Raw genomic sequence first — 11,993 nt, forward strand, 5'->3', positions numbered from 1 at the left:
AGCGTTTCAGACTGGTCTCTTTCGTAGTGCAGGGGTCGAGATCTTGGCACGCCAGATCGCCGAAAGATGGGGCAACCTCGCTCGCCGTCTCTCACTCATCCCCGACACCAGATGCTGCGATATTATCCACTTAGCCCTTGGCAGACCAATATCCCACTCTAGGACAAGGACGTCGTAGGTGGTGAGCTGATGGGAGACGTTTCAAAGCCGCGCAGCGATTGCAAGCACTCTGTTGCTTGCCTCTGGTCTCTGGCGTCGTTCATGATCGGATCGCGCCACCTCGAATGCGTGGTCACCCAAGCCAACGAACCCACGTAGCCACAGCTTCCCAGACGATACATTACGCGACCTTTTTCGCACAGAACGAGAACCCCTCGCAACAAGCCGTGCGCGGGGCTCGCGAAGAACGGCTCCCCCCGACCCCATTGCCGCCGCTCGTCGACCCCGTCCAGAACTTCCGACGCTGAGGCAAAAGTAGAAATACGGAACGCCAAAAAAAGACGGCCCCGGGGCAGGCCAAATCCAATCAACGGAGAGGCGGCAAAGCACCCGTACATTCAACATAGAGCTCCACAAACGGCCGCCGCCTCGGCTCTCCCCTCACCTTATCGAGAACTTCGAGCAGGGCAAAGCAGTCGACGGCCCTATGGCCCTCATGGAAATAACCCGCCTGCCCGATCAGGTAACCACGCTTGGTGCCTTCGAGGTCGGGGGAGGCCCAGTCGATCTCCGAGCCCGAGCAAACCCATGCCTTCCCGCGAAGATGGACGAGAAGGCCTCACAGAACTGCCGATCGAAGCCGGCATTATGCGCAATGATCAGATCGGCAGGTTCAATGATGGCGTGCAGCTGATGGAGGTCGATCATCTGGCCCGCCACCATTTCGTCTGTGATGCCGGTCAGGCGCGTGATCTCGGAAGGATTTGGAGCGCTCGGTTGCTGCAAGCCACCATAAACGCCGATGACATCGCCAATGGTGCCGGCCGCATCGAACGTGAACGCCACGGCGCCGATCTCGATGATCTCGTCCTTGCGATGGTTGAGGCCGGTCGTCTCGGTATCGAGGATCACGCTCCTCAGGGGAAATCCCGGGCGTACGACCGGCGCGCCGGTACGAGGCTCGAGCTTTCTCAGGGTGCGATAGCGGCCAGGCTCCTGGAGTTACCGCGCGATATCGTCCTCGCTCAATCCACTCTGAGGGTGGCGCTTCTTCACCGAAGAACATCCGCCTTAGCAGGTCCTGCCTCGTCCGCAACAAACAAACGAACTGCTTCATTTGCTCAGCCTCGCGGCCGCAAGCGCATGGGGCATCAGGAATGTAGCAATCTCCGGAATAATGTCCGTCAGATTCCCCGTATTGTGTGCGACGCCTTCAACGAAAGCACGCCATTGCCGCTGCTTTTGCTCGTCCCGTGCAAAGGCGTCCGTCAAGGCATCTGGTAGGTCGTTGGGGATCGGCGTCTCGCGCCGCTCGAAGGTGGCGGCGATTGCGCGCGCCAGCCGGTCATCGCTGAAATCAAAGGACCTGCTCGGAATCCAGATGTCGTAGAAATCCTTCATCCGGCTATTTGCACGCCCCAGCATGGCCATCGCCTGGAACTTCTCCGCAATGACCGTCTCTCCCGCATAGGCTCGGAGCCGAGGCGCCGGGAACTCCAGCATGGAAGGATAATCCAGCATCTCCGCCCCAGGCTCGAGCGCATCGCCAAAGCCGATGTCGATCGTCAGGTTGATCCGAGCGCCACTGATCGAGGCAACCACCCGCAGCCTTAGCCCGCCATATTCCAGTTCTTCGCGGATGCGATCTACACGCAAGGTACCGGTATCGAACGTGACCCCGTCATCAGCCTGCTGCGCCAGAACTTCATGAAAGGTCTCCAGCATTGGGTCCGGGTCGGGGTTACCAAAGCCCAAAAGGTCGAGGTCGCGCGTGCCGCGGTGCGGATCGTCAAACCAGCTCATCATCAGCATGGCGCCCTTCAACACGAAGCGACCGGCGTGGGCCGACTGGCTGAGCCGGAACAGCAACCGTTCAAGGCGAAACGCGTCGGAACCAAATCAAAGCTTTGCCCGCTTGCCTTGGCCAGTTGCAACAGGCGGGCGCGGACCGAGGCGCCGACGTTTCTGATTTCTTTTACCCATTGGCGGTCAGCGCCTGTAGATACGGCCGGATTACCGTGCCAACGCCACCGCGGTCGGCCTGAACGGCAATTTCGCCAGGAGCAGCCCTTCGTTGCCGGAGCGCCTCCTGAAGCCCCTCTATCGCCACCGAAAGGCCGATTTTGTTACGATAGCGAAAACAATCGGCAACTGTCTTGGCAACTCCGAAAATCTTTATAGGAACGCCTTCGACGGTGTGGGTTTCGATACCTTCGTTGAGCAAGCTTTCAGTGAAGCGCACGATGCGAATAGGGGTGCCGTCCGGCTTCGGAGCCCAATCCTTGCGACCTATGGCAAGCCACACGTGTTTCGGCAGTTGATCAGTCAGGCCGTGGAACGCGAGGGCCGAGACGAGGCAGATAACGGCTTTCGGAACGCGCTTGGCAACCTCCGCCAGGCTATGGTTGGCAGCGAGCTCCGCATCAGGAAGCTGGTAGAGACCGCGGGCAAGCCGGATCACCTCTCCATCCCGTTCCATACGGCTTACGGTGGCTGCAGTGACGCCTGCGTTCCTGAGTTCCGCCAAACGTGCTATGCCGCGCTCAGCTAGCACTGTTCGGGCGATTTGACGTTGAGTGACGGAACCAGACATTGATACAAGAACTCGGACCCTAGAATCTATAGTCCGAGGATTTATATCACTACCCAACGAGCTAAGAAAGCCCTGAGCCAATGCCGGTGTTCGTCGCGCCCCAAGTTCCGCACGACACACTATGCGATCTTTTTAGCCCAGAACGCGACCCACCCAACAAGCCATTTAGGGGGCTGGTGAGAACTGCTCCCTTCGACCGAGAGCAGCCGCTCGACCATCGCCCCAGCTTATCCTCCGCTGGCCACATGCGGATATTTATTACGCGCGTGCAAAAATGCAGTCACATCGAGGCGACGTATACGAAGGCAGCGGCCGATAGCTCATTCGCCTCGATGCCCTCAGGCGAAACCGCTTTCCGCGGCGTAGAAGGTTCGGTGCGCCCGGTCCAAAGGATTCGGTGACCTGCCAAGATCGCCGCTGCGGATTAGACTTCACGATGCTGCCTAGGCCAGACTACTCGGCCGCTGCCTCACCTTCCTGTTGCGCAGCCAAGGCGGCGTTTTTCTTGGCGATGGTATCGTGAGTCATGGCTGCAGCCGCCATTGACGATTGCGCCTCGTCCCCGGCGACCTGGACTGTCGGCGAAGCGAAGTGAATGCCATGTGTCTTGAACGCATCCTTGATCAGGGCCTGCGCACGGCGCCGAACCTGGGTCTGATGACCAGGCTTAGTGGTCATGGCGAAGCCTAGCGTGATGCCGTAGTCACCGAACTGCTCGACGCCCTTCATCTTCACCGTTTCGATGATCAGCGGTGCGAGTTCGGGATCCTCAAGCAGCGTGGCCCCGACACCCTTCACCACCTTCTTCACTTTGGCGACATCGGATTCGTAGGCGACGTTGATAGTGAACTTGTCGATCACCCAGTCGCGACTCATGTTCTGCACCGCGCCGAGCGAGCCGAAGGGTACGGTAAACACAGGCCCCCGGTGATGGCGAAGCCTGACGGAGCGAATGCTGAAGGATTCGACCGTCCCCATATAGCTGCCGCTCTGGATGTATTCACCCACCCTGAAGGCGTCATCCATCATGTAGAAGATTCCGCTGATAACGTCCTTGACAAGTGTTTGGGAGCCGAACCCAAGTGCCACGCCGAAAACGCCTGCGCCGGCGATCAGCGGGCCGATATGGACTCCGAGGCTGGAAAAAACCATCATGCCGGCGACGATCGCGATAAAGACTGCGAGAAAATTGCGCAGGATCGGCAGCAGTGTGCGCACCCGCATGTTGCGGGCGAGCTGTGCAGAATCCATGCTTTCCATTGTGGCGCGTTTCAGGTGAAGATTGATGAACTCCTTCGCTAGCTGCCAGACGAGATCTGCCGCCAGGAGGATGACCACGCCGGCGAGAACGCCACGAAAGATGTGCTTGAAGACATCACCTTGGATCACCGGGCTGCCGTGGAGCTGGAAAACTATGGCGAGCCAGGCGACCGCCAGCGCAACGATCAAGAATCGTACACCACGATCGACCAGGACATTGCGCATCACACGAACGTAGTCGGCCGCTTCGGTGTCCAGCATCGACCGGGTCGCAGCAGTCGTGAAACGCAACAGCGGCGGAAGAATGAGTGCGAAGACGCCGACCCAAAAGAACACCTTCATCCCAGCAACCCAAAGGAGCCACAATAGTGCGAGCGAAGCGATGATCAGCGAATCGCGCGTAATCCGACGTCCCACTGTCAGTTCCACCACGGGCCGGCGCACCACCGCGTCGATCGCCATGCCAAGCACAACGAGGCCAAGCACGGCGGCCGTGAGGTCTCGGACATCGGCGGGGAGAGCTAGAGCCTGCATCATTTCGACCACGGCCCAAGTGAAAGCCATAGCATAAATTAAAAGCGCGGAACGTCTGTACCAAAATAGCGTCACTTCCAGCCCTGGTGCGCCCGCCCGGCCCTCTGCCGCGCCACTGCCAGTGTATCTCGGTTCCACTGCCGCAGAAGCGACGGCGCTCAGCAAACGTGCGCCGATCCATGCGATGACAAGCGGCGCAACCGCCGCCTCCAGGCGGCTTGGCCAACCGGTGTGCGCAAAAGCGGCGACTGCTGCGATCGCGAATACGACGAGCGGCGCAATGCGGATAAGTGCGGCGAGTCCCGGTCCAGGCTCGGCCGCTTTCCGGCGCGCACTTCGCCTCAGCCCATAACGCACAAGAAACTCGGCGGCGTATCCTACGATGAGCACCAATGAGAGGCCCCACACGATCGGCCTCGTCACTCCGTTCTTAAGTTCCTGTGCTATGCGCTCTCTCGCTGCGATCCATTCGGGAACCACCCGTGGTATGGCCTGGCGCATACCGCCAAGATGTCGCCGAATTCCAGCGACCAAACGAGACGCATGTCCTGCCGGTGGCATCACGCCTGCCGTCGCAGTCGTCTCTTTGGCCGCAAGCCATTGCCGAACGTCGGGGTCGTCCAACAACTCGATGAGTTGCTGGACCTTGGCCGGCGGCGCTTGTGTCGCCACCTCCTGAGCCGCCAAGGGAGCGGCTAGCCCGAAAACGAACTGGAAAAACAGCAAGATCGAGGCGTGAACGAGCCCCCTGTATCCATGCCTGAAGACTATGCACATCCGGTTGCCTCCTATCGTTGCGCAGGAGACCGACGGCCGCTTGACGTTAGAACTTGAGCGCGACCCCGAGAATCGGTCCTTGCTGGACGGCATCGAAAATGAAACCGTCGTCGCTGTAGTCGACCCCAAGCGCACGATACCCAGCGATTGCCGATATTCGCTCGTTGAACTCGTAGCCGATGCCAAGCGCGACATCCCAGTCAATGTCGGCTCCGCCGCCGCCGACCAGACCCCATCCTGTCAGGTAGATCTCCGGCGTGAAGGAATATCTCCCGCGAAAGCCGACCATTCCGTCCACCCAAGTGGCGCTGTCCTCTCTCTCGATCCCGCCGAGGAGACCGCCGCTGAACGAAAGCGTGGTTTCGACCGACCACACCTTGACGCCGCCAACCACGTCCAGGTGTCCTTGCGGGCTGTCCAGAACTGCATATCCCACGCCGAGCAAGCCCGAAAAGCTCTCGGACGTCACGTCGACGTCCGTCGCAAGCACTCCGAAGGGGGTCTCGCCATCCGCGGACAGCTTCGTGTAGATTATGTCGCCGATGACGCTGAACCGGTCGTAGCGAGCCTCGCCCGCCGCCATGAACGCAAAATCGAGATGGCCGAGGATGTCGCCGAAGTCAGCATCCATATGTACCGTCGGCAACCCGAACTGCGCCGTATCGCCGGACAGTCCGGCCATCCAGAAATAAGGAGCCACCGAGAACGTCCAGCCAGGCTCGGACTCGGTCGGCTGAGGAGGCGGCGCCATGAGCGGCGAGATGTCGGCCGCCTGGACACCCGTAGAGATCATCGCCGCGACAGCCACCGAAAGCCCGAGTCTGATGAAAGTCGTCATTGCCTGCTCCTTCTCATTCTGGTTGGCTCGAAACGTTGGACTGTGTGGTCATTGCCGCGAGGAACCACATGCAGCTTCCGGCATCGCTGGTCTGTTAGCAATGAACTTTCCCGCTGCTGCCCTTTTCGTTCCGCGCGCCACTGGCCGCAAGGAGCAACAAAATGGAAGCGATCGCCGAAGCCGGCTTCAATGTTCACTGTGTTTCCATCTCCCAAGGCAGACGTCCTTGACCAGGACATCGCATCGTCGGCCCGAAAATTCCATTCCCGCAGCCACCTGTGCAAACCGAAGTACTTATCTGCCATGTTGAACAGCAGCCTGTAATTGCCTGACAAGTTCTTCGACCTGTGGATCGTTCGGCTGAAGACGGGCGAGCGCCTCCGCAAACTTAAGCGTCTCGGCAAAGCGGCCAAGTTTAAGCCCGAGCTGAATGGCAGTGCCGAGCAGATTGGCGTCAGTTGCACCCCCTGCGATGGTCGGGCCGAACAGAGCGAAGGCATCATCCGTTCGGCCCACGGAATCAAGCGCGATCGCTGCCGTCGTCCTGTACCGGGAGTTGGCAGGATCCAAGTGCATGGCCGCCGTTAGTTCCTCAATTGCATCCGGCACGGCCTTTAGGCGAACGAGCGACAAGCCGTGTCCGTAGCGAAGATCTGCCCGATCCGGATTCGCGACGACCGCCGCGGCGTAAGCCTGCTCGGATTTCTCATTGTCACCGCTGGCGCGATAGAACTCGGCAAGATTGATGTGCGCGCCGGAAAGCGTCGGATCAAGAATGATCGCTTGGCGGAAAGCCTTTTCCGCCTCGTCCGTGCGCCCTTGGCCGAAGAGTAAGGATGCGTAGGTGCTCTGCGTCTCGGCGACGTCCGCATTAGCCTCTACATAGGCATCCAGTTCGTCGAGTGCGGCGTCGAAAGCGCGGCGTTCAGCGCCGAGAAGGTCCAGTGACGGCGTGGTGCCAAGAACCCTGGCGGCGGCCACTCGGACAGCTCGGGTCTCGTCCGCAAGCAGGAAGCCGATCGCGTCCAATCGCAGGTCACCCGACAAGTTGGCAGCCGCCTCCGCCGCCCCCAACCGGACGAGCGGATCAGGGTCTACCGCTGCCGCCCTGACGTCCGCTGCCGTGGCTGCTCCGTCGAGCCTTGTCATTTCGACAATCGCACTACCCCTGACGATGCCTGGTTTTTCGCGGTCGGCCAGAAAGCTGCGTAGACCCTCAATCGCTCCACCGTCGTTCTGCGCCGCTCGCGCGAATGCATGCGCAATCGTCGGGCGTTCACGCCAGGCCTTGCCATACCACCTGTCCAGGTGCTCGGACGCCCAGGCGTTCGTTTCGCCCGTGTGGCACGAGATGCAGGCATTCGGCGTCCCGTATAGTGCGGAAAGGTCAGGGCGAGGAGTGACGAAGGAATGATCGCGTCGGGGATCGACCTTCATGTAGGTCCGTTCAGGCATGTGACAATTGGCGCAAGAACCGCCGGAGGAACCTTGAGGGTGATGCGTGTGTGCCGGGGTATCGAACGCGCCGCTCGGGTCGTTGCCTGCAAAACGTTCCGGGGCAGTCTCGGCATGGCACTGCGTGCATAACGCATTGCCCTCGGCCTTGACGGTACCCTCGTGCGGCCGGTGGCAGTCGAAACAGGTGACGCCTGCCTCTGCCATCTTGCTTTGCTGGAAGGAACCGTATTCGAAAACCTCATCCTGGATCTGCCCGTCCGGAAAATAGAGGTCGCTGCGAAGCAATGCAGGGGAAAACTGGTCGAGAAAGGGTCCTCCCGGCTGATACCCATCGACCAGCCTAGTGCGTCGGGCGTGACAGGCGAAGCAGGTGTTCGCGTCGACCTTTGCGAGGCCGGGATCTGCCGCCGCCGGTGAAGCATTTGCCGCTGTGCCTCTGGCCCATTCGACATGCCTCGTACCGCCCCCATGGCAGGACTGGCAGCCAATGCTGGTGGCCACATAGGACGAATTATATTCGTTCGTCTGCGGCTCGAAATTGGTCCTCGGATCGGTGGAATGACAGTCGATGCAGGTGCGGTTCCAACGATAGAACGGGCCCGTCCAATGCAATGTCGAACCAGGCCTTGCCGAACTGCCTTCGCCCAGCCAGAACCATTCCTGTTTTTGGGTGTCCCAGGCAACGTCGAGAGCCTGCAACCTGCCGCCGCCGAGATCGACTAGATACTGCTGGAGAGGCTCATAGGCGAACGTATATTTGACTTCGTAGTCCGCCTGCTTGCCGTCTGGCCCTTCGGTGCGGACAAAGTAGCGATCGTCCCGGCGGAAAAACGATGCGGCAACGCCATCGCGATCGAACTGGATATTGTTGAAGTTGCCCAGCACCGACCTGTCGTCGGCGATAGCCATCGCCTTGGCGTGATGCGACTTGGCGAAGGCGGCAGCCTGATCGGCGTGGCACGATGAACAGGTTTTCTCGTCCACGAAACCGTCATGAACTGTGATCAGCGGGTCGACCATGGAGGTTTTGGATTTTTCCGAAGCAGCCACACTTGTCAGCGCAGGGAGGGAACAGAATACCACTGTCCAAAAAACTGCCGCTCGGCTGTTGCACACGCACGATCGAACGACCCGAATCCACCATCCTGGCAGATCGCGCGCGCTGAGCCAGAACGCACGACCCATGGTTTGGGCCATGGACCTGCCCGAAACCCACGGCGGCTTCATCCAAACTACTTTCACCAGAGCTCCTCTCGTGGAAGGCGCGGAACCGGCGGATACGCAGTCTTACTTCTTCAGAAAGATCTCTTTCCAGTCCGCCTTCATGTCGACCACTGTCCATTTGTTTATCGCCGCCGCATCAAGCGCCTTGTCGAGGCGGCCGAATTCGCTCTTGCGGTCGTAGGCATATTCGCGGTCTGCATCGGTGTGATGAATTATCATCCCGAAACGGACGCTCTCACCCGTCATGGTCGTCCATTGCAGCATTTCCAGATCGCCGTCGGAATTGCCGAAAGCGGCGATTGGTCGGCGGCCAATATGCGCATTGATCCCGACAGGTTTGCCTGCCTTGTCGTCGATGAAGTTGACTTGTGGCAGGCGGAACAGGGTGGGCGTCCCGTCACGCATCTCGAACTGCGTCTTGATCGAGGAGCCTACGACCTGTTCGGGCGGAACGCCGTAGACCTGTTCGGCCCAGGGCCGCACAAATTCGATGCCGCCGCCAGATACGATGAAGGTCTTGAAGCCGTTGGCGCGCAGATACGCGAGTAATTCAAGCATCGGTTGGTAGACGAGCTCGGTATAGGGTTTGTTGAATTTCGGATCACGCGCGGTGGCGAGCCATTCGGAGACCAACTTCTGGAACTCGTCGTGGGTCATATCCGCATGGGTCTCCATGATGAGCTCTACGAGACCCTTTTCGCCTGCTGCCGCGAGCGCCTTCATGTCGCCCTCGAGTACCGCCTTGAACGGCTGTTTGTCCTTCCATTCCGGATGGGCCGCAGCCTCCGCCTTTACGCGGTCGAGCGCGAAGGCGAGCTGGGTGTACATTGGATGCTCGACCCACAACGTGCCGTCATTGTCGAAGACGGCAATGCGCTCCGGCTCCGGGACGAAGTCGGGCGAGTTCTCGGTGGTCACCTTCTCGACGAAGGCGACGATGGCCGCTTTCGGGGCGGTGTCATTCCACGAAGGCAACGGATCGTTCTGCGCCTTTGCTGAAGTGACAAGGAGAAGTGCAGCGGCAACCGCCACCGCGCCAAGGTGGGCGGATTTTAGGAAATCACGAACTGCGAACATTGGGCGTCCTCCAAAAGGTCGTTGCGAAGGTCAGGTCCGTCCCGGAACACGGCGGCCCGGGCCTGATCCAGGGCCGCCGCGGTACACTTAGTTGCCGGTCGGCATTGCGATGCGGACACCCTCCTTCTCGAATTGCTCCCGAATCGACTGCAACATCTGGTATTTGGACAGTTCGATCGGACCGTCGTACCCCATGCTCTGCAGCTTGCGCGGCGGGTACTCGACATAGGTTTTCATCAGGTCTTTGATCGCCGCGGAGATGGAGACCAGAGTCCAGGTGTGCTCGGTATAATTGTTCATGAAGACATCGTAGCGCTCCTGCGGATCCTGCCACAAATCGAACACCTGGGGCACGATTGCCACGTAGGATTGAGCACCCTTCCAGCCCAGGTTCGTGTCGACGGCAAGGCCACCGGTCGCCTGTCCATTGTCACCACGCAGGTTGAAAACAGCCTTATAATGACCGACGCGCGCAGCTCCGGGTGTCAGCTCGTTCTCTGTGAAGTAGAACCAGTTCTTCCGGGCCGACTCGCCTGTGCCGAGCAGAACCGGTGTCATGTCGTAGCTGTCGAAAATGATTGGCTTGTCCTCGCGATCTCTGTCAGGTAGGGGCACGCCGGCGGCCGAAGCGAATGTCGCCATCAGGTCGAGACCGCCGACGACATCATGACTCCTTGAGCCCGGCTGGATTTTGCCAGGCCAGAACGCAATCGCAGGGACCCGGTTGCCGCCTTCGCGTACGGTGCCCTTCGTGCCACGGAATGGGGTATATCCGGCGTCCGGATAGACGTCCTGCCAGGCGCCGTTGTCGGTCGTGTAGAAAACCAGGGTGTTCTTGTCCATGCCGGTTTCACGCAGCTTGTCCAGGATCCTGCCGATGCGTGTGTCGAGCTCCACGACGGAGTCGGCATATTTGGACTTAGACAGGGACTTGTGCTGGAATTCGGGGGCCGGAAGGTTGGGCTGATGCACCTTCATGAAGTTGACGTTGATGAAGAATGGTTGGTCCGGCTTCTTGGCGGCGGCATCCAGGAATTCTATCGCCGCTTTCTCGACATACCCATCGAAGAACGGGATGCCGACAACGCCCGGCTTACCGTCGATCACAGGTGTATCGACGTATTGCCCGTTGATTTTGAAGTCTTCGGTCACCTCGCCGCCAGCCTTGCCGGAAAGTGAGCCTTTCGTCACTTTCTGGAACAGGGCCCGTGTTTCCGCGTCCATATCGGGAAACCAGGTCGGATCGGCATAGGTGTAGGCATTGAGATGATAGAGGCCGACGTGTTTCATTTCGTCATAGCCCTGGGCATTCGGCAACGCGTAATCTGCTTCGCCCAGGTGCCACTTGCCGGTGAAGTAAGTCTGGTATCCACCGCGCTTCAAGACGGAAGCGAGCGTCCATTCGGCTGCCGGCAACCCACCGCCTTGGCCCTGGAAGGCGACCGTCGTCATGCCGCTGCGGTTCGGAATTCGCCCGGTCTGCATCGCGGCGCGGCCCGGGGTACAGCTCGGCTGGGCGTAGAAGGAAAAGAAGGTCATGCCTTCGTCGGCCAGCCTGTCGATGTTCGGGGTCGGCATGCCACGACCTTCGCCACCGCCGTAAGGCCCGAGATCTCCATAACCGGTGTCGTCGGACACGATAAAGAGAATGTTGGGCTTTGGTCGCGCTTCCTGAGCCTGAGGGCTGGATGCGGTACACCAAAGAACGGTTGAAGCAAGGAATGCTCCAACGCTACGCATGAGCCTGCGATTCATTACGATTCCTCCGTTGAGATCTCCGGCCGAACGGTGATTCACCCAGGCGCACGGCGGAATTTAAACGAGCGTCGCCGGTCGCGTATTCAAATTGAAATCAATCGAAACAACTGGAGTAACTGGAAAATCCGGACGCCTTCGATCGGGAACGGCATCCGACCAGAGTGTCCGCCGCGGGTTGCGGACGACACTCATGGAAAGCACTCTACCGCACGGCGAGCTGCTGCGATATTGTACCTTGGGGCAACTATTTCAGATTGTGATCTACTCGACGCCGCGGTGTAGGTTGTAAGGGCGCTGCGGCTTTGCTATTTGTCG

The 11,993-nt window shown here is 59.7% G+C and carries 6 protein-coding genes and 2 pseudogenes; all 8 read right to left on the reverse strand.

Annotated elements, in window-relative coordinates:
• Positions 1-562: 562 nt before the first annotated feature.
• Positions 563-1,134 (reverse strand): annotated as a pseudogene (locus PZL22_RS25645) (3'-5' exonuclease); the annotation flags it as partial.
• Between the two features lie 138 nt (positions 1,135-1,272).
• Positions 1,273-2,129, reverse strand: a pseudogene (locus tag PZL22_RS25650) (nucleotidyl transferase AbiEii/AbiGii toxin family protein).
• A gap of 5 nt (positions 2,130-2,134) precedes the next feature.
• A complete protein-coding gene (locus tag PZL22_RS25655; RefSeq protein ID WP_088198324.1) occupies positions 2,135-2,752 on the reverse strand; it encodes a type IV toxin-antitoxin system AbiEi family antitoxin domain-containing protein in 618 nt (205 codons plus the stop codon).
• Between the two features lie 453 nt (positions 2,753-3,205).
• On the reverse strand, positions 3,206-5,323 hold the full coding sequence (locus PZL22_RS25660; protein WP_127621494.1) for a mechanosensitive ion channel family protein: 2,118 nt from the start codon (positions 5,321-5,323) through the stop codon (positions 3,206-3,208).
• Between the two features lie 46 nt (positions 5,324-5,369).
• A complete protein-coding gene (locus PZL22_RS25665; RefSeq protein WP_234843330.1) occupies positions 5,370-6,116 on the reverse strand; it encodes a hypothetical protein in 747 nt (248 codons plus the stop codon).
• Positions 6,117-6,455: 339 nt separating this feature from the next.
• Complete coding sequence (locus PZL22_RS25670) at positions 6,456-8,846, reverse strand: tetratricopeptide repeat protein (protein ID WP_127621493.1); 2,391 nt, start codon at positions 8,844-8,846, stop codon at positions 6,456-6,458.
• Positions 8,847-8,906: 60 nt separating this feature from the next.
• Entirely contained in the window at positions 8,907-9,920 is a 1,014-nt protein-coding gene (locus PZL22_RS25675) for an HAD family hydrolase (protein ID WP_088198327.1), read from the reverse strand.
• Positions 9,921-10,007: 87 nt separating this feature from the next.
• Complete coding sequence (locus PZL22_RS25680) at positions 10,008-11,675, reverse strand: arylsulfatase (protein WP_127524742.1); 1,668 nt, start codon at positions 11,673-11,675, stop codon at positions 10,008-10,010.
• Positions 11,676-11,993: the final 318 nt, after the last annotated feature.

The organism is Ensifer meliloti, assembly GCF_030064585.1.
GTDB lineage: Bacteria > Pseudomonadota > Alphaproteobacteria > Rhizobiales > Rhizobiaceae > Sinorhizobium > Sinorhizobium meliloti.